Genomic DNA, 19352 nt, shown 5'->3' on the forward strand with positions numbered 1-19352 from the left:
GGCCGCTTTCCATCCACCGTTGAAGCTTTGTTTGCGCCCGGTATCCATACGTAAGGAAGTATTGCGGCAGATGCGTCGCGCCCACCATTCGGTGGACTACGGCCCGGGATAGGAAAAACTACCTAGTGGGGAAGAGGGGGAGGGAGGGACGAGGCTTGAGGGCAAAAAAACGGCCGTGCGGAGGGCTAGGGGATGATGAGGCCCCTTCGTATCGCGTAGCGGACCAACCCGGCGGTCTCGTGGATGTCGAGCTTCTCCATGATATGAGCCCGGTGTGCCTCGACGGTCCGCGCGCTGATATCGAGCGCTACGCCGATCTCCTTGGACGACCGGCCCTCCGTGATGAGCTGCAGCACCTCGCGCTCCCGCGGGGTCAAGGGGTCGTCCGGCAAATCGACCTTGGAGATGCAGGCCTCTACGACCGCCTTGGAAATGCCGGGGCTCAGATAGACCGAGCCCTGGGCGACCTCGCGGATGGCCTGCACTAGGTGCGCGGTCGCCTGCGTCTTGAGGAGGTACCCGCGGGCGCCGGCCCGAAGCGCCTCGATGACGTAGGGGTCCTCCGTGTGCATCGTGAGGACGATCACGCGCGTCTCGGGCGAGCACTGAAGGACGCTTCGCGTCGTCTCGAGCCCGTTCAGCTGAGGCATGCCCAGGTCCAGCACCGCGATGTCGGGCTTCAACTCCTTGGCCAGGCGGACGGCCTCGCGGCCGTCCGGAGCGGATCCGACGACCTTGAAGCCTTCCGCGTTGAGAAGTGTGGCCAGGCCGTCCCGGATCACGGCGTGGTCATCGGCCAAAAGGACGCTCTCACGCACGGATCGTCTCCAGCGGGATCGTCACCAGGAGCTCCGTTCCCTTGCGCTCGCCGGATTGGATCTCCAGTGTCCCCGAGAGCGGAGCGATCCGCTCGCGAATTCCAATCAATCCCAGACCGCGGCCCCCTTGACGCGTGCCCTTGGCCGCGGGGGGAAGCCCCACCCCGTCGTCGCGGATCGAGCATCGAACCAGGCCGTCCTCGTGCAGCAGCGTGATCGTGACGCGAGAGGCCTGGGCGTGCCGGGCCGCGTTGTTCAGCGCTTCCTGGACGATCCGATAGAGCGTCGTCTCGACGACCGGCGGCAGCCGTTCCTCGGTCGAGCCCTTGACGATGACGGCAATCCCCGCGCGCCGGGAAACTCCGTCCCCCAGGAACTGGATCGCGGGGACGAGGCCCAGGTCGTCGAGGATCAGCGGGCGGAGCTCGTGCGAAATCCGGCGGAGCTGCTCCTCGATCCGATCCAGAAGGCCGCGCACGTCTTTGAGCCGCTGCCTCGACGAAGGAGCGAGGTCGCGGCCGACCTCGTGGAGGGCGAGGTGAACCGAGGCCAGAAGCTGCCCGGCGTCGTCGTGGAGCTCGCGCGCGATCCGCTGCACCTGCTCCTCGAGGATCTCATTGATCCGTCGAAGCGCCGAGTTGGCGTCGCTTACCCCGCGATGGGCCATCTCGAACGGCGAGAACGACTCCCGCGCGAAGCCCTCCGCGGCGCGGAGGATTGCCCCGAACTTCTCGGGAATGCCCGCCTCCTGGCAGACGGCGAGGAGCGCGGCGTGCTGGAGCGCGGCCATCTCGAGCGCGCCGACTCCGGAAGCGAGCGCCTCTCGGCCCAGCTCGTACGCCGCGTTGAGGGACGCTTCGCCTCCGCCGGCGACATGCCCGCGGAGTGCGGCCGCGTACCGCGATTCGAATGCAGGCGTGCCGTTATTCATCGTCCGGGCTCCGTGAAGGATGCTACCACCACGAGCGCGTCGTCCGACTTCTTACCGTGGCGGGCCAGGATGAGGTCGGCGATGTGCTTTGGCGGCGCGCCGGGCGAGATCAGCTTCGTGAATCCGTGGGAGATTCCGTCGGTGGTGAAGACCAGGGTGTCTCCTTGCCCGATCGGCAGCACGGTGCCGCTCAGCGCCGGCAGCCGGCTCCCGACCACGCCGGCGCGATTCACCAGCCCCTCCGACCGGGGCCGGAAGGTCGGATCCCCGCGGAAGAGGGTGCCCTCCACGTTCCCGACGCCGGACCAGGACAGGAAGCCTTCCGACGGTCGAATCGACGCGACGCTCACGGCCGCGCCCCGCGTGCTCCGGAGCGCGTCGTGGCACATGCGCAAGAGCGAGATCGGTCGCTCCCCGGCGTGCTTCGCCAAGAGCTTCGCTGCGACCGCCACGGCGGCGCCCGCCTCGCGTCCATGGCCGGCACCATCCAGAACCGCGATCATGATTCCGTCCGCGAACGGTTGGACGACGCAAAGATCCCCCGACTCCGCGGCGTCGTTCAGCGGGCGGTGCGCGACGGCCCACTTCATTGAGAGCGCTGTCACGGTTTCCATTTTTTTGCCGTTACCGTGGTGCCGACGCCAAGCTGGGAGACGATCTCCATCTCGTCCATGAGCCGCTTGACTCCGGGCAACCCCAAGCCCAATCGCCCTGCGGTGGAATATCCGTCCTGGAGGGCCTGGCGGACGTCCGCAATTCCCGCTCCTTCGTCCTTGGCCACGACGGTCAGGCCGCGCTTCCCGTTCAGCTCGATCGGGATCAGCCGGATCTCGCCCCGCTTCGCGTACGTCACGATGTTCCGGGCGAGCTCGGAAATGGCCGTGGCGATCAGGGTCGCGTCTCCGGGCGAGAAGCCGATCCCCAAGGCGAGCTCGCGACCCTTTTGGCGAGCGGCGACGATGTCAGCTTCGGTTACGAGCGGCACGCCCTGCTCCGGCGACCCCGATGGGGCGGATGAATTGTTGTCCGAACTCGCCGATGTGCTCATCGCTTCGCCGGCGGCTTGGTGTTCGCGTCGAGATAGGCAAGACCTTCCTCCAGATCGAGCGTGGTCGCGACAGCTCCGAGGGTCAGGCCCATCTGGACCATCGCCATGGCGACCTCGGGTTGGATTCCGACGATGACCGTCTTGGCGCCCCGCAGGCTGATCATCCGGGAGATATCACCCAGCACGCGGGTGCCGAAGGAGTCCATGACGTCGAGTGCCGCGACGTCCACGATGACCCCCTGGGAGCGGTGCTGGCCGACGGACTTCATCAAGACGTCGCGGAAATGGAGCAGGTCCGTGTCCGAGAGCGCCGCCTGGATCGAGGCGATCAGGTAGGCGCCCTGCTTCAGAATCGGGACTTCCACAGATGCGATCCTTTGATTTAGGTCGAGTGGTGCCGCGTCCCCTAGGCGGCTTCGGATTCCCTCATGGGAAGGACCTTGTACCCGAGGAGACGCTCGGCCTCCTCGATGCCTCCCTGAAGATCTCCCACCGTCGTCATCTTGCCGAGATCCACGCCGATGTTGACGAGGGTCTGAGCGATCTCCGGCGAGAGACCGGTCACGATGACGGTCGCGCCGAGGAGTCGCGCCGACTCGACGGTCAGAACCAGGTGATTCGCGACGTTGGCGTCCATGGCCGCGACGCCGGTGATGTCGATCACGACGACCTTGGCTCGGTTCGTCCGGATGCCCCGCAGAAGCTGCTCGGTGAGCTGGCGCGCCCGCGCCGGATCGATGAGGCCGATGATCGGAAGAATCAGCAACCGCTCGCGGACCTGCAGAACGGGCGTGGACAGCTCTCGAATGGCCTCCTGCTGCTCGCGGATGACGCGCTCCCGCTCCTGCACGAAACCGACGGCCACCGTGATCGCGATGCGGTTCGCGGCCGGCTCATAGGCGTCGAGGATGCGATTCAGCGGGGCGAAGTCGGCGTGGTACTTGGCGAACAGCGATCGCGCCAAGACGTCGCGCAGGAGAAGCACGATGCCGACGACCTCGTGCGTTTCCACTCCTCGCGGGATGATCCGTTCCGAGAGGTTTCGCGCGTAAGCTTGAAGAGCTTCAAGGGTTCCCGTCTCCAGGGCGAGGACGTAGCTATCGTAGACGGAGGTCGCTTCCGCGAAGATCTCCTCTTTCGTCATCGCGGTCAGGAGCTCGGCGACGCTGATCCGCCGTACCCATTCCTCGCGAAGCTTCGTGCGGTTCTGTCTCAAATGTGAGACGAGCTCGCGCAGGAGCGCGGGATTCTCGTCCTGAGTCGGGGGAGCGAAGGTGACTTTGACAGCGCTGTCCGTCATGAGATCCTCCTCCTAATGTGTTGCACGATTCAGACGCACTCATGGCGACCGGAACGCCCCACGCGCATCCGCATGTATTATTTTAATATGAGCATCGGCCGGGCCTGCAATTAGATAATCGTAAAAACACTGATACGTGATGGGACAGTTTCGGGGCCGCGAATCGCATCTCTCGACCCACTCCGCAGATACGCGAAAATGTAGTTGTTTGGCCTACAAGCGCGAGGCGGAGATTTGCGCGGTGACGGACATTTCACGGAGGTGACACGATGATTCGCAAGGGATCCGCCGAGTGGCAGGGGAGCCTCAAGGAGGGGAAGGGGACCGTTTCGACGGAGAGCGGCGTGCTCGCGAACGCGGCCTATTCGTTCGGGACTCGATTCGAGAACGGGAAGGGGACGAACCCGGAGGAGATGATCGCGGCGGCGCACGCCAGCTGCTTCTCGATGGCGCTCTCGGCGCAGCTCGGCGCTGCCGGGATCACCCCGGAAACCGTGCGCACCACGGCGGCGGTCACCCTCGAGAAGGTCGAGGGTGGATTTGCGGTGACCGCTTCCCACCTCGACGTGACCGCCAAGATCCCGGGCGCGGATCGCGCGGCCTTCGAGAAGGCGGCCAACGAGGCGAAGACGGGCTGTCCGATCTCGAAGCTTCTCAACGCCAAGATTACGATGGACGCGAAGCTCGTGGCGTAGGACTGTGATGGCGGCCTGCACGGATCGACCGACGGGAGCCAGAGGACGTCGATGAACGCTCGCATTCGAGGAGCCGCCGGGATGGTCGTCGCTCTTGCGATGGCGTCATGCCTCGGGGCTCCCTCCGCCCGTGCTTCAGAGCCGGCCATCGCGCTCGCGGTCGACGCGACCGAAGCGCCGCGCCACATCCTCCACGCGAAGCTCCGCATTCCCGCCGCGCCGGGTGAGCTCACGCTCTACTACCCGAAGTGGATTCCGGGGGAGCACGGACCGACCGGTCCGATCCAGAACGTCGCCGGCATCACGCTCTCGGCGGGTGGACGCCAGATCGAGTGGAGCCGCGACGGAGAGGAAATGTACGCGATCAGCTGCGACGTGCCCGCGGGAGCCGGCGCGGTGGACCTATCGCTCGACTATCTCATCCCATCCGGCACCGACGGGTTGCGCGGCACGACGTCCGCGACCTCCAAGCTCGCGGTCCTGGACTGGAATCAGGTTCTCTTCTATCCGAAGGGAACGCCGGCGGAGAGCCTCACGGTCAAGGCAACGCTCCGCGTGCCGGAAGGATGGAAGTGGGGAACGGCCCTCCCGGTGGAGCGTGCCGCCGGAAACGAGATCACGTTCCGGCCGGCGTCGCTCGTGACGCTGGTCGATTCTCCGGTCTTGACCGGCGCGTACTTCCGGGTCATCCGCCTAGCGCCGGAGATCACGCCGAAGCATGAGGTCGACCTGGCGGCCGACAGTCCCGGCGCGCTCGAGATCGAGCCGTCGCGGATCGCGAGCCTCGAGCGTCTCGTGCGGGAGGAGATCGCGACCTTCGGGGCGACGCACTACCGCGAGTATCACTTCCTCTTCTCGCTCAGCGATCAGATGAGCTACTCGGGGTTGGAGCACCACGAGTCGAGCGATAACCGGAGCCCGGAGGGGGCTCTCGTGGAGCCCGATCTCCAGATCCGGTCCGCGCAGCTCCTCCCGCACGAGTTTGCCCATTCCTGGAACGGAAAGCACCGCCGGCCCGCCGACATGACGCGGGGCGCCTTCCAGGCCCCGATGGAAACGGACCTGACCTGGGTCTACGAGGGCCTCACCGACTACCTGGCGTGGGTCTTCACGGCGAGGTCCGGTCTCCTTACGTTCGAGCAGTCCCTGGCCGACCTGGCGCAGACGGCGGCGACCGTCGCCAACGAGTCGGGGCGATCGTGGCGGCCGCTCCGTGACGCGGCGATATCGGCGCCCATGACCGGCCGTGCCGGGCGGCCGTGGTCGAATTGGCGGCGGAGCTTTGGGGACGTCTACTCGGAGGGCGTCTTGATCTGGCTCGAGGTCGACTCGATCCTTCGCCGCGAGAGCGGCGGAGCCAAGTCGCTCGATGACTTCTGCCGCCTCTTCCACGGTGGGGAGAGCAGCGGCCCAGTGGTGAAGACCTACACTCTGGCCGACGTCGTGGCGGCGCTTCAGAAAATCGCGCCCTACGACTGGGATGGATTCTTCGCCACGCGCGTCCGCCAAGCCTCGAAGCGGGCGCCGCTCGGGGGCATCGAGGGCAGCGGGTGGCGCCTCGCCTACTCGGACAGCCTCTCGGCGTACGCGCGCGCGATCGAGCGGGCGCGGCAGTGGACCTTTCTGACCTTCTCGCTTGGCCTGCTTCTGGGCTCCGACGGGGCGATCATCGACGTGAATCCGGATCTTCCTGCGGCGAAGGCGGGGCTTGCCCCCGGGATGAAGCTCATCGCGGTGAACGGCCGCACGTGGACCGCCGATCGGGGCCGGAAAGCGATCGCCACGGCGAGGAGCTCGGGCGGCCCGATCGAGCTTTTGGCCGAGTCGGGCGACTATCTCAAGACGTTCCGGATCGACTACCGGGGCGGCGAGCGGTATCCACGGCTCGTCCGCGACCCGTCGAAGCCGGACTACCTGACGCGGGTCCTGAGCCCGAGGACGAAACCCCGCTAGGCCGGGTCCTGGACGCGGCGGGTTCTCAATCCTTGCCCGCGAGCCAGGCGTCGAAGGCCTTGAAGTCGTAATCCCGCTTCAGGAAGCCCTTCACCAATTCCCTCGCCGGCATCGACCCGCCCGGGGCGAGCACGGTGTCGCGGTACTGCGAAGCGACCGTCGGATCCAGCAGGTTTTCCCGGTCGAACCGGCTGAACATGTCCTTCGCGATGACCAGCGACCAGAGGTACGTGTAGTAGACGGCGGAGTAGCCGTCCAGGTGCCCGAACGACGTCTGCATGTGGGTGTTCTCCATGCGGGGCACCGGCGTGAACTTGGGCTCGAGGTCGGCGACGACCGCATCGGTGTTCACGTGGTCGGGCTTCGCGTTGTAGATGCCGAGGGAGATCGCCGAGTAGTAGGCCTGCGTGGCGGTGTTGAGGGCGCGGCCGAACTGGTCCGCCCTCCTCATCTTCTCCACCAGGGCCACCGGGATCGGCTGATCCGTTTGGTAGTGCCGGGCGAAGGTTTGAAGCACCTTCGGGTCCCAGGCCCACTCCTCGAGCATTTGAGACGGCGCCTCGACGAAGTCACGCTGCACCGCCGTCCCCGCGATCGGCTCCCACCGGCCCTGGCCGCCCAGGATCGCGTGCACGAGATGGCCGAATTCGTGGAGGAACGTCTCGACGTCCGAGTGCTCCATCAGTCCCGGATCGCCCGGCTTTCCGCCCGGGAAATTGCAGACGAGCGCGTGCTCCGGCACCTGGACGCCGGCTACGCCCTGGCGGATCGTGAATTTCGCCGCGTGGTTGAACTTTCCGGGGCGCGGGTGGAGGTCGAGAAAGAAGCGGCCGAGCAGCTTCGGGCCGTCGAACACCTCGTACGCCTCGACGCTCGAATCCCAGACGGCGGCGTTCTCCATCCGCTTGTACGTGAGGCCGAAGATCTTCGAGGTCACGTCGAGCACGCCCTGCTTCACCAGGTCGAAGCGGAAGTAGGCGCGCGCTTCCTGCGGATCGAAATCGTAGTCCCGCTTCCGGATCAGGCGGCCGTAGTAGGACATCTCCCACTTGTCCACCTGGGTCGCGGCGGGATTGTCCTCGCGCTTCCGCTTCAGGTAGAGCGCGTACTCCTCCTGGGCGCGGCGGAACGTCGTGCTCCGAAGCCGTTGGATGAAGTCGGACGCGTTCTTCGAGGACCCGATCATCTTGTCCACGGTCACGTAGTCCGCCCACGTCGGATAGCCCAGAATCCGGGCCAGCCGGTAGCGCTTGGCGATCAGCGAGTCGAGCACCGCGATGTTCGCCGGATAGGCTCGGTTCAGGTCCTCGTACATGAGCCGGCGCCGGACGTCGCTGTTCTGCGCGTACCGGATGACGGGGAAGTAGTCGGGGTTCTCGATGCTCAGCGTGATCTTCCCGTCCGGCCCGGGGGGATGGGACCGGATGAAGTCCTCGGGGAGGCCCGCCAGATCCTCGACTCGGTCGACCTGGATCGTTCGGGAATCGGTCCGGATGTTCCGGCTGAAGTCCTGCCCGGTCTTGGTCAACTCTTCCAGAAGGGTCGAGATCGTCTTTCGGGTGGCCTCGTCCTTGTCCACGCCCGCGAGGCGGAAGTCCTGAAGCGTCCGGAAGAGGAAGTACCGCGTGGCGGCGTCCTCCTTCTTCGCGTCGACCTCGACCAAGGCGTCATAGACCGGCCGGTTCAGGCTGAGGTCGTCGATGAACTTGCTCGCGCGCTGGGTCAGCTCTTCGGACCGGGCGCGAAACGTCGAATCGGGATGGACCGATTCCATGAGGTGCGACCCGTACGCCGCGTTCTCCGCGTGGGTCATGACCGCGTTGTAGGGGACGAGCGTGTTCTCGATCGTCCGCTTTCCCTGTACCGCCAGCATCGCGCTGAGCGCGTCCCGGGCGGCTTGGAGCTCGGCCTCCGCGCTCACCTGGAATGTCGCCACGTCGGGGGCGCCGGTGAAGAAGGGCGCGGGCGCCGCGGCCGGCATCTCTTCGGCGGCTACCGCGGCGCGGGCGGCGGGGGGCGACAGCGCGATCAGCAGCGCGAAGGCAAGCATCGGATGGGCTTTGGCGACTCGGCACGAGTTCAGTAGGGTCACGATTCCTCCAGGCAGGATGGCGGGCTCCATGTAGTCGGCGGGGATTCTACACGAGCCTCTTCCCCAGCCTGTACTGCGACTTGACGACCTCGTATCCCCGAGACTTGTAGAACTCGTGGGCCTTGGTGCGGATGACGTTGGTTCGGACGCGCACGACCTCGTACCCGCGCTCTCTCGCCCATGCTTCCGCCGAGGCCATGAGCGCCGATCCGACGCCCCGTCCGCGGGCCGTTTCGTCCACGACGAGGCCGCCGATCTCCGCGCCGGGGTCCGACTCGAGATGCCGGGTTCCGTAGACGTGGATCCACCCGAGAACCGTCCCGTCTCGACCCTCGGCGATCAGAGCGCGCGCATCGGGAGATTCCTCCAGCGCGCGGAATCGGCGCTCGATCTGGGCGGCGGTCGACGGGTAGCCGAGCTGCGTCGCGAGGTGGGCGACCGCGGCGGCGTCCTCGACCTTCATCGGTCGCACCGGAATTTGGGGCGGGCTCACGGGAAGACCGGGCGACGCGGAGCGCCGCGAACCGCCAGCGCCCCGCGCCGACACCGGAACGGCGCTCCCTAGAAGAAGATTCCGAACGTAACGGGGATGATCTGGGTCTTGAGGTCCTTCGTGACGGCCGTGCTGAACCCCTGATCGGTGTAGACATTCTCGATCTTGCCTTCCACGAACCCGTTCAACCCCATCAGCCCGAATTGCACGCCGGCGCCCGCGTCGATGCCGAACTTGGTCACGGAGCCCGGTTTCGGAGCGCCCGCCGCGTCGAACGTGGTCTTCATGTTGAACGCGCCGAGCCCGGCCGTGATGTAGGGCCTCACCGGCCCCGGGAACGGCAGCGTGTACGTGATGTTGCCGAGGCCCGAGATGATCTTGCTCGCGCCGTCGGAGCCGACCGTTGCGGGGTCGAGCTTGAAGTGCTTGTAGGAGCCGATCGCCCGGAGGTCGAACGGCAGGCCGGGAGGATTGAACTTGGCGATCACCGATCCGTGCCAACCGCTCTTCAGAGCGTCGCCCGCGTCTCCGACCGGGACGCTGACGCCGCCGCCCACGCCGATCTGGAACGGCTTCTGAATCGCCGACGCCGTGGCCGACCAACCCGCCACCGCAACGGCGATGGCAACGGCTGAGACCGTGGAGATTCGAATCCGCCTCATGCGATTCCTCCTGTGTTCGAGTAAGTGGACACCTGGGAAGGGGCCGTGTTTCAATGCGGCCACCATGCTACCCCGGACTCGATAGCGTGCCAAATTGAATCCTGCAAGCACCGCTCCCGGTCGCGATCGCCTCATCGTCTATACCGCGGCCTTCCTCCGCGCGCTCGCCACCGGGATGATCGCCGTCTTGATCGGCATCCATCTCGCCAAGCTCCGGTTCGACCCGGCTTCGATCGGGACGGTGGTGGCGGCCGGGCTGGCCGGCGCCACCGCGGCCGCGCTCCTCGTCACCGTCGCCGGCGATCGGATCGGACGGCGCCGTGCCCTTATAGGGCTGGGGATTCTAGGCGCGCTCGGCGGGCTGGCGGTCGCGCTCGCGGCGAAACCGTACATCGTGGGGCTCGCCGCGTTCTTCGGGATGTTGAACGGCATGGGCCGAGACCGCGGCGCCTCGATGATTCTGGATCAGGTCGTGCTCCCGGCAACGACCACCGACGACCGGCGAACCTATGCGTTCGCCTATTACAACATCGTGCAGGACATCGGGCACGCCCTCGGATCGCTGCTGGCGGGGCTACCGCTGCTCGTCCGGCGCTTCGTTCCCATGGCCGAGGGCGACTCGCTTCGCCTCGCGGTCGGCTTCTACGCGCTCCTCCTCCTCGCGACGGCGGTCCTGTACGCCGCGCTCTCGCCGCGCGTGGAGCCGGTGGCTCCGAAAGAAAAGGTGCGGATCTCGCCCGAGACCCGCCGGATCGTCACCCGGATCTCGGCCTTGTTCGCGCTCGACGGCCTGGGGGGCGGGTTCCTGACAACGGCGATGCTCTCGCTATTCTTCTACAGCCGGTTTCACGTGGACGAAGGCGTCGTGGGCGCGCTCTTCTTCGGGGCCAGGACGATGAACGCGCTTTCCCACATGGGCGCGGCGTGGCTCGCGCGCCGGATCGGCCTCGTGAACACGATGGTGTTCACGCACATCCCTTCGAGCCTCCTGCTCCTCACGGTTCCGCTCGCGCCGAGCTTTCTCGTGGCGGCGATCCTCTTCCTGATCCGGGAAGGGCTCGTGGAGATGGACGTTCCGACGCGACAGTCCTACGTGATGGCGGTCGTTCGGCCCGAGGAGCGGACGTTCGCGTCCGGCGTGACGCACATCGTGCGGTTGGGATCGTGGGCGGCCGCGCCCGCATTCGCGGGGCTCTTCATGCGGACCGCGTCACTCGCCGCGCCGCTCGTGATCGGCGCCGCGATGAAGATCACCTACGACGTGCTGCTCTTCTCCGCGTTCCGGTCGATCCGGCCTCCGGAGGAGGTCGCGGGATCCCCTTTGAGCGCGACGAAGTAATGGTTCTGGCACCAGGTCGAGAGGGGAACGGCGAGAACGGAGTCGAGCCCGTCCCACGCCTCGGCAAGCGCGCGCGACCGGCGCAGCGCGGCCGGCAGGCGGTGGCCGAAATTTCGAGGTAGAACCCCGTAGCGGCCGGCCTCGAGAAGGCGGAGCCCCGCGCCCGCGGTGAGCGACTCGATGTCGGACCGGGTAAACCGGAATTCGTGATGGTGCTTTCCTGGCACCCTCCGCGCCGCCCAGTCGATCCAGCTGGATCGGTTGGGGAAGTGGTAGCAGGCGAACACGCCGCCGGGCCGGAGCACGCGGGCGATCTCCGCCAGGCTCCCCGCCTCGCTCCCCCCGGTCTCGCGAACGTGCTCCAGGACCCCCACCGATGCGACCGCGTCGAACGAACCGTCGGCGTATGGGAGTTGGACCGGCTCGCGTTCGTCCCCGCGCAGGAATGGGTAATCGCGGTCCGGAAGCCAGCGGAGAAACGACCCGTCGAGAAGCGAATAGCCCGACGCGCGGTACCCGGAACGCTGAAGGTAATATGAGAAGTGCCCGTTGCCGGCGCCCCAGTCGAGCACCCGGGCCCCCTCGGGCACGTAGTTCCGGAAGAGACGGTAGAGCGGCAGATATTGGTACGCGCCCAGAAGGCTGCCGAACTGGAGCAGGGAATCGCCGGGATGCGCTTCCGCGCGCGAGTACAGCTCGAGGGCGATCGTCTCCGCCGGCGGCCGGTTCACGCGGCGGGCGACACCCCCAAGATGCGATCGCCTCCGTGCTCGAAGTAGGCGGCGACCGCTTCGCGGCGGCGCGACTCGGCCAGGCGGAGGAGATGGATGAACTCGGAATTCGTTCGGAGGGAATCCAGCCACGGATCCCGGGTCATGATGGCGGGCTGATAGAACCCTCGCTCGACGACGCGCCGCAGCGTCTCAAGCGCCTCGCCGGTCTCCTGAAAGTACGCGAACGTGCGCGCCATGAAATAGAGGCCCTCCGGATCGCGGAAGGAGGACCGCGCGACCTCCCGGAGCGAAGCCAGGGAGGCGTCACGATCTCCGGAGATCGCGGTGAGCTGCGATCCGAGGATCGAGTGCTCCACGTGGCTGCTCGACTTCGCCGCGCGGTAGATCCGGTCCACCTCCTCGAGATCCCCCTTCGCTCCGAAGGCGTAGGCGCTCAGGAAGAGGAGCCCTGGCTGCGAGCGTCCTTGCTCGGTGGCGATCGCGCGATCCAGGTCGCCCAGCATGAAATAGGTGTAGCCGACGCTCGTCTGCACGGACGGGTCGATCCGCTTCGCGTGTTCGGATGCCGCGACGGAGGGCTCGAGCAGCCCGCAATACCGGCAAGCCTGCACGAGGGCCGCGTAGAGCTCGGCGTCGTTGCTTCGCTGGCGTGCCCGGTCCAGGAGACGGACCATCGCCTCCTGGCACCGGCCCATCTCGACCTCGAGATACACGTAGAGGTTGTGGGCCATGGAGAGGTCGGGGTTGATCGAGAGGGCGCGGTGGAACGCGTCGCCCGCGCGGAGAAGATTCTCCTCCGAGTTGTCCCCCGTGTATTTGGAGAGCACGCGATACGTGCGGCCCAGCTGAGCCCAGGCCGGCGCGTAGTTCGGGTCCTCCTGAAGGCATTTGAGATAGAGATCCCGGGCGAGGGTCCACCCCTCCGGGCTCCGGCCGAGCTGGTTCGCGCGGAGGTAGAACTCGTACGCCTTCGCCGTCGCGGGAACGTCGCTCTGGAGCGACCGCGCTTCGCGGCTCGCCAGCGGCAGCGAGAGCGAGTCGACGATCTGACGGGCAAGGGAGTCTTGAAGCTGGAACAGGTCGCCCATCGAGGCCTGGGTCGTTTGGGTCCACATGACGGTGCCCGACGGGGCGTCCAGGAGCTGCGTGGCCACCCGCATCTGGTCGCCCGCCCGGAGGAGCGTTCCGGTCAGCACGAGGTCGACGTCGGCCTCCTCGGCGATCCGCTTCAGGTCCGGGGCCGGCCCCGTGAACGCCGAAGCCGATAAGTGCGAGCGCACGACCAGCGTCTCGATTCCCGCGAGAGACGCGGTGATCGCGTCGGGAAGGCTGAACGTGAGGAAATCGGATTCAGGGTCAGGCCGGAGCGAGCGGAAGGGAAGCACGATGAGGCGCGTCACCGTGCGCGCGCGCACGACCTCGCTGCCTTCCAGGAGCGCCAGCGCGCCTCGGACGCCCTCGGCCATCTCCTGCGCGGAGCCGTAACGGTCAGCGGGCGGCTTCGCGAGCGCCCGTTGGATCACGCGGTCGACTGCGGCGACCGCCGGGGGACCGGAGAGCGCGGGGGGCTGGTCGAAGAGGGTGGCGTGTCTTGCCTCCGCCGCCGAGTTGCCGGGGAACGGGGGCGTCCCGGTCAAGACCTCGAACAGGATCGCGCCCACCGCGAAGAGGTCGGTGCGCGCGTCCGCCGCCTCTCCCTTCCACTGCTCGGGCGCCATGTAGCGCGGCGTGCCTACAATGAATCCCGTCCGCGTCAGATCCCCGTCCGGAGCGTGGTCGGAATCGTGGAACGTGCGCGCGAGGCCAAAATCGAGCAGCTTCACGCCGTGCGGGGTGAGGAAGACGTTCGAGGGCTTGAGGTCGCGGTGGACGATCTGGCGCTGATGAAGCGCCTCGAGCGCCGAGAGCATGCTGAGCACGATCGGCCCGGCGTCGCTCAGAGGGAGCGGCCCGGGCGTGAGGCGGGAGGCGAGCGACTGGCCCTCGAGGAGCTCCATCGCGATCCAGAGCTCGCCCTCTTCCTCGCCGACATCGTAGATCTGGCAGACGTTGGGGTGGCTGATGCGGGCGGCGGCGCGGGCCTCCCGCCAGAAGCGCTCGCGGGCCGAGCTCGCGGCCGAGGTCTCGCGGATCATCTTGATGGCGACGCGGCGGCCGAGGCGCTCGTCCTGTGCCGCATAGACGACGCCCATTCCCCCCTCGCCGAGACGGCTCAGGAGGCGGAACGACCCGACGCGCTCGCGCATGGCGCGAGTATATCTCAACGCGGCGGCGGCCAGCCCGCCGCGGCCCTAAGCCCTATTTCAAAGGGTCGAACTTGAGCGCGGCGGAGTTCATGCAGTAGCGCAGACCCGTCGGTTTCGGCCCGTCGTCGAACACGTGTCCCAAGTGCGCGTCGCAGCGGGCGCAGCGGATTTCCGTCCGATCCATGAGAAGGCTCGCGTCGGAACGGTCGGCGATGTTCTCTTTGGCGATCGGGGCCGTGAAGCTGGGCCATCCGGTGCCCGACTCGAACTTGGCATCCGAGGAAAAGAGGTCGGTGCCGCAGCAGACGCACCCTTGGCGTGGTTGTTCCAGTACTTTCCGGTAAAGGCAACCTCGGTCCCGGCCTTGCGCGCCACTCGAAATTCCTCGGGAGTCAGGATCTTTTCCCACTCCGCATCGCTTTTCACGACCTTGTCCACGATGACGATTCCCCTCTTCTTAGCTGAGTAGATCTTGATCTTGGCGGGGGCTGCCGGCGCGGCGGCGATCGACGCCGCGGCCAAGAGCACCCAAACCCCATTCCACCACTTCATTCGCGCTCCTTCCTCCACCCCTTCATCCAACCAGCCGCGGTCCTTTCAGGACGATCTCGCGCAGATTGCCGCGCTCGGTTATGATGCCCCCGATTCCGCCACGAATCCACCAGACGGTTTCAACGCAAGGAGCCCTATGTCGACCAAGGAGGGGACCCGCGCCATCCTCGCACTCGAGGACGGCACCTTCTTTGAAGGCAAAGGGTTCGGGAGAAGCGCTGAGACATTCGGTGAAGTGGTCTTCAACACGACCCTCTGCGGATACCAGGAAGTCCTCACCGATCCATCCTACCGCGGCCAAGTCGTCGTCATGACCTACCCGCACATCGGGAATTACGGGGTCAACCGGGAGGACGTCGAGTCCCTCCACCCTCAGGTGGCCGGGTTCGTGGTCCGCGAGATCTCCACCCGGGCCTCCTCCTGGCGGGCGTCCGGGGAGCTCCACCGGTATTTAGACGAGGCGGGCGTCGTGGGGATCAGCGAAATCGACACGCGCGCCCTGACGCGGCACATCCGGACTCGAGGCGCGATGCGGGGGGTGATTTCGACCACCACGCTCGATGCCGACGTATTGATCCGGCGCGCGCGCGAGGCGCCCTCCATGGTCGGGCTCGACTTGGTCCGCGAGGTGACGTGCGACGCGGCCCACGCGTTCGAGGACCCGGACGTCGCCGGGACGCGCGGGCGGTTCCGCGTGGTGGCGTACGACTTCGGGATGAAGCGAAATATCCTTCGCATGCTCGCCGCCTCGGGCTGCGACGTGGCCATCGTGCCGGCGACGACCTCCGCCGAGGACGCCATGGCCGGCGATCCCGACGGGATCTTCTTTTCGAACGGCCCGGGTGACCCGGAGCCGTGCACCTACGCGATTCGCGCGGCGCGCGACCTCATCGGCCGCCGCCCGATCTTCGGCATCTGCCTCGGACACCAGATCCTCGGCCTGGCGTGCGGCGGGAAGACGTTCAAGCTCAAGTTCGGGCACCGAGGAGCCAATCATCCGGTCAAGAATCTGCGCACCGGCCAGGTCGAGATCACGGCCCAGAACCACGGCTTCGCCGTCGATCCGGCGCTCTTCTCGAAGTCGGAATACGAGCTGACCCACGTCAACCTGAACGACGGTACGGTCGAGGGATTCCGCCACCGGGAGCTTCCCGTTTTTTCAGTCCAGTACCACCCCGAGGCGAGCCCGGGCCCGCACGACAGCCACTACCTGTTCCGCGAGTTCATGGAGGAGATGGCCGCGCGCCGCGTGGCCTGACCGATGCCGCGAGACCCCTCCATTCGCTCCGTCCTCGTGATCGGCTCGGGGCCGATCGTCATCGGTCAGGCCTGTGAGTTCGACTACAGCGGCACCCAGGCGATCAAGGTCCTCCGCGCCGAGGGGATCCGGGTCTCGCTGGTGAACTCGAACCCCGCGACGATCATGACGGACCCCGAGTACGCGGACCGCACGTACGTGGAGCCGCTCACCGCCGACGTCGTGGAAGCGATCCTCGAGCGGGAGCGACCCGACGCGCTCCTTCCCACCGTCGGCGGTCAGACGGCGCTCAACCTCGCCGTGGAGCTCTCGAAGCGCGGGGTTCTCGACCGGCTTGGAATCCGCCTGATCGGCGCGAGCCGTCGCGCCGTCGAGGTCGGGGAAGACCGCCGGCTGTTCCACGCGGCGATGACCCGGATTGGACTCGACATGCCGCGGGGCGGGTTCGCGGGAACCCGCGAGGAGGCCCTTGCGGTATTGCACGAGACCGGTCTGCCCGCGGTGATCCGGCCCTCCTTCACCCTCGGCGGCTCCGGCGGGGGAATCGCGTACAACATGGAGGAGTTCGAGCATGCGGTCGCGCGCGGGCTCGAGCTTTCGCCGGTTCACGAGATTCTCGTCGAGGAGTCCATCGTCGGGTGGAAGGAGTACGAGCTGGAGGTGATGCGCGATCACGCGGACAACTTCGTCGTGATCTGCTCGATCGAGAACTTCGACCCGATGGGAATCCACACCGGCGATTCGGTCACCGTGGCGCCGGCCCAGACCCTGAGCGACCGCGAGTACCAGATCATGCGGAACGCCGCCCGCGCCATCATCCGCGAGGTCGGCGTGGAGACCGGGGGATCGAACATCCAATTCGCGGTGGATCCGAAGACGGGACGGATGGTCGTGATCGAGATGAATCCGCGCGTCTCCCGGTCCTCGGCGCTCGCGAGCAAGGCCACGGGCTTCCCGATCGCCAAGATCGCGGCGCTCCTCGCCGTGGGATATCGCTTGGACGAGATCCGGAACGACATCACGCGGGTCACGCCCGCGTGCTTCGAGCCGGTCCTCGACTACGTCGTGGTGAAGATCCCACGGTGGGCCTTCGAGAAGTTCCGGGATGCGAGCCCGCTCTTGGGAACGCAGATGAAGTCGGTCGGGGAGGTCATGGCGATCGGGCGCACGTTCAAGGAAGCCCTGCAAAAGGGGCTCCGTGGGCTCGAGACCGGGGGCGACGGCTTCGGCCGGGGTGACCTGGACGACCTTCGGATCAAGGAGAAGCTGCTCTCGCCCGACCCCGACCGGATCCTCTACGTGAAGCGCGCGTGCGAGCTGGGCTGGGCCCACGACGAGATCCACCGGATGACCGGGATCGACACCTGGTTTCTGGACCAGATCCAGCAGATCGCCGACATGAAAGAGAGGATCGGCCCCGATCTTGATCCGGTCGTTCTTCGTGAGGCGAAGCGGATGGGATTCTCCAACGCGCGGATCGCGGCCCTGTCGGGCCATCGGGAGGATCAGGTGCGCGCCCGACTTCACGAGGCGGGGATCCGGCCGGTCTACAAGCGGGTCGATACCTGTGCCGGCGAGTTCGTCTCCCACACCCCATACCTCTACTCCACCTACGAACAGGAGTGCGAGGCCGACCCCACCGACCGGAAGAAGGTCATCATTCTCGGGAGCGGTCCCAACCGGATCGGCCAGGGCATCGAGTTCGACTACTGCTGCTGCCACGGCTCCTTCGCATTCAAGGAGGAGGGGTACGAGACGATCATGGTGAACTGCAACCCGGAGACCGTCTCGACCGACTACGACACCTCGGACCGCCTCTACTTCGAGCCGCTCACGTTCGAGGACGTGATGAACATCATCGAGAAGGAGCGCCCCGAAGGCGTGGTGATCCAGTTCGGCGGGCAGACGCCGCTCCGCCTGGCCCTTCCGCTGCATCGGGCGGGGGTCAAGATCCTGGGCACGAGCCCCGACGCGATCGACGCGGCCGAGGACCGCCGCCGCTTCAGCGCGCTCCTCTCCCAGCTCGGGATCCCGCAACCGGAGAGCGGTACGGCCACCTCGCTCGACGAGGCCAAGGCGGTGGCGGCCCGGATCGGCTACCCGGTGCTCGTCCGGCCCTCGTACGTCCTTGGTGGACGCGCGATGGCGATCGTCTACGACGAGGCGCACCTCGAGGAGTACGTGCGCGAGGCGGTCCTCGCCTCGCCCTCGCATCCGATCCTCGTCGACCGCTTCCTCGAGGACGCATACGAGGTCGACGTCGACGCGGTGGCCGACGGGGAGCGGGTCGTGATCGGCGGCATCTTGGAACACATCGAGGAGGCCGGGGTCCACAGCGGCGACTCCTCGATGGTCCTGCCCACGTTCAAGATTCCCCCTCACCATCTGAAGACCATCCGCGACGCGACGCGACGGCTGGGGATCGCGCTCGGCGTCAAAGGCCTCATGAACATCCAATTCGCGATCCAGGGGGAGCGGGTCTACGTCCTCGAGGTGAATCCCCGCGCGTCCCGGACCATCCCGTTCATCAGCAAGGCCACAGGCGTCCCGCTGGCCAAGGTCGCGGCGCGGATCATGGCGGGCCGGTCGCTCCGGGAGCAGGACATCGTCGACGACCTCTCGGTGGACCGGTTCTTCGTCAAGGCGTCCGTCTTTCCGTTTCTGAAATTCCCCGGCTCCGACATCCTGCTCGGGCCGGAGATGAAGTCGACCGGGGAGGTCATGGGGATCTCTGAGAACGTCGGGATCGCGTTCGCGAAGGCGCTGGCCGCGACCGGGTCCCACATTCCGACTTCGGGGACCGCCTTCGTAAGCGTGAACGACCACGACAAGGGCGGCGTCCTGCCGCACGCCCGCGCGCTCTCGGAGATGGGATTCCGGATCGTGGCGACCCGGGGAACCGCGGAGTTCTTGAGCCGCCAGGGAGTGCCCGCGGAGACGATCTACAAGGTCAACGAGGGCCGGCCCAACGTCGTCGACCGGATCAAGAGCCGGGAGATCGACCTGATCCTGAATACGCCGCTCGGAGAGGAATCGTTCTACGACGACGGGGCGATCCGGAAGAACGCGATCTTATACGGGATTCTTTGCCTGACCACGCTGACCGCGGCCGCGGCCACGGTGCAGGCGATCCGCGCGCTTCGGGAGCGCCCGCCCGAGGTGATCAGCCTTCAGGAGATCTACGAGAGCCGCGCGCGGCTCGCTCCCGCCCCCGAGGCCGCGACGGCCTGA

At 66.8% G+C, this 19352-nt stretch carries 16 protein-coding genes and 1 pseudogene; 5 read left to right on the plus strand and 12 right to left on the minus strand.

Translation table 11 applies throughout. The features are described 5' to 3' along the window. Positions 1-185: 185 nt before the first annotated feature. Genes E6K79_09470 through E6K79_09495 form a run of 6 tightly spaced genes read right to left on the minus strand, consistent with a single transcriptional unit; the run spans position 186 to position 4097 of the window. Entirely contained in the window at positions 186-818 is a 633-nt protein-coding gene (locus E6K79_09470) for a response regulator transcription factor (GenBank protein ID TMQ63856.1), read from the minus strand. After that, positions 811-1749: a hypothetical protein gene (locus E6K79_09475; GenBank protein TMQ63857.1), complete on the minus strand. Its 939-nt coding sequence runs from the start codon at positions 1747-1749 to the stop codon at positions 811-813. Before E6K79_09475 ends, E6K79_09470 begins: the two co-directional genes overlap by 8 nt. Beyond that, entirely contained in the window at positions 1746-2339 is a 594-nt protein-coding gene (locus E6K79_09480) for a stage II sporulation protein E (SpoIIE) (GenBank protein TMQ63913.1), read from the minus strand. Before E6K79_09480 ends, E6K79_09475 begins: the two co-directional genes overlap by 4 nt. An 11-nt stretch (positions 2340-2350) precedes the next feature. Continuing rightward, complete coding sequence (locus E6K79_09485; protein TMQ63858.1) at positions 2351-2797, minus strand: anti-sigma regulatory factor; 447 nt, start codon at positions 2795-2797, stop codon at positions 2351-2353. Next, the gene (locus E6K79_09490; protein ID TMQ63859.1) at positions 2794-3162 is read right to left on the minus strand and encodes an STAS domain-containing protein; all 369 of its coding nucleotides are present in this window, start codon (positions 3160-3162) and stop codon (positions 2794-2796) included. Before E6K79_09490 ends, E6K79_09485 begins: the two co-directional genes overlap by 4 nt. Before the next feature lie 41 nt (positions 3163-3203). Then, the gene (locus tag E6K79_09495; GenBank protein TMQ63860.1) at positions 3204-4097 is read right to left on the minus strand and encodes an STAS domain-containing protein; all 894 of its coding nucleotides are present in this window, start codon (positions 4095-4097) and stop codon (positions 3204-3206) included. A 269-nt stretch (positions 4098-4366) separates the two neighbouring features. On the opposite strand from E6K79_09495, the gene E6K79_09500 reads away from it, so the two are divergent. Together E6K79_09500 and E6K79_09505 are read left to right on the plus strand one after the other, a co-directional pair. Next, entirely contained in the window at positions 4367-4792 is a 426-nt protein-coding gene (locus tag E6K79_09500; protein ID TMQ63861.1) for an OsmC family protein, read from the plus strand. Positions 4793-4843: 51 nt separating this feature from the next. After that, positions 4844-6745, plus strand: a complete 1902-nt coding sequence (locus tag E6K79_09505) for a M61 family metallopeptidase (GenBank protein TMQ63862.1) — start codon at positions 4844-4846, stop codon at positions 6743-6745. A gap of 25 nt (positions 6746-6770) precedes the next feature. Here the strand turns inward: E6K79_09505 and E6K79_09510 are convergent, their stop codons facing one another. From E6K79_09510 to E6K79_09520, 3 genes are all read right to left on the minus strand, one after another. After that, on the minus strand, positions 6771-8837 hold the full coding sequence (locus tag E6K79_09510; protein ID TMQ63863.1) for a Zn-dependent oligopeptidase: 2067 nt from the start codon (positions 8835-8837) through the stop codon (positions 6771-6773). A 46-nt stretch (positions 8838-8883) separates the two neighbouring features. After that, positions 8884-9300 carry a GNAT family N-acetyltransferase gene (locus tag E6K79_09515; protein TMQ63864.1) on the minus strand — a complete coding sequence of 139 codons (417 nt, stop codon included), beginning with the start codon at positions 9298-9300 and terminating at the stop codon, positions 8884-8886. A gap of 98 nt (positions 9301-9398) precedes the next feature. Then, a complete protein-coding gene (locus tag E6K79_09520; GenBank protein TMQ63865.1) occupies positions 9399-10127 on the minus strand; it encodes a porin family protein in 729 nt (242 codons plus the stop codon). Between E6K79_09520 and E6K79_09525 the strand changes: the two genes are divergently transcribed. Further along, positions 10087-11331 carry an MFS transporter gene (locus tag E6K79_09525; protein TMQ63866.1) on the plus strand — a complete coding sequence of 415 codons (1245 nt, stop codon included), beginning with the start codon at positions 10087-10089 and terminating at the stop codon, positions 11329-11331. The two genes, E6K79_09520 and E6K79_09525, sit on opposite strands and share 41 nt — an antisense overlap. On the opposite strand, the gene E6K79_09530 is transcribed toward E6K79_09525, so the two are convergent. From E6K79_09530 to msrB, 3 genes and pseudogenes are all read right to left on the minus strand, one after another. Beyond that, positions 11247-12194, minus strand: a complete 948-nt coding sequence (locus E6K79_09530) for a class I SAM-dependent methyltransferase (GenBank protein TMQ63867.1) — start codon at positions 12192-12194, stop codon at positions 11247-11249. The two genes, E6K79_09525 and E6K79_09530, sit on opposite strands and share 85 nt — an antisense overlap. Continuing rightward, positions 12059-14311 (minus strand): tetratricopeptide repeat protein, encoded by a 2253-nt coding sequence (locus E6K79_09535; GenBank protein TMQ63868.1) that lies wholly within the window; start codon positions 14309-14311, stop codon positions 12059-12061. The genes E6K79_09530 and E6K79_09535 overlap by 136 nt, the downstream gene beginning before the upstream one ends. 52 nt (positions 14312-14363) lie before the next feature. After that, positions 14364-14863: pseudogene (msrB, locus tag E6K79_09540) on the minus strand (peptide-methionine (R)-S-oxide reductase MsrB). A 136-nt stretch (positions 14864-14999) separates the two neighbouring features. On the opposite strand from msrB, the gene carA reads away from it, so the two are divergent. Together carA and carB are read left to right on the plus strand one after the other, a co-directional pair. Next, complete coding sequence (gene carA / locus E6K79_09545) at positions 15000-16121, plus strand: glutamine-hydrolyzing carbamoyl-phosphate synthase small subunit (GenBank protein ID TMQ63869.1); 1122 nt, start codon at positions 15000-15002, stop codon at positions 16119-16121. 3 nt (positions 16122-16124) lie between these two features. Further along, positions 16125-19352: a carbamoyl-phosphate synthase large subunit gene (carB, locus tag E6K79_09550; protein ID TMQ63870.1), complete on the plus strand. Its 3228-nt coding sequence runs from the start codon at positions 16125-16127 to the stop codon at positions 19350-19352.

This window comes from Candidatus Eisenbacteria bacterium (genome assembly GCA_005893305.1).
Lineage (GTDB): Bacteria > Eisenbacteria > RBG-16-71-46 > SZUA-252 > SZUA-252 > WS-9.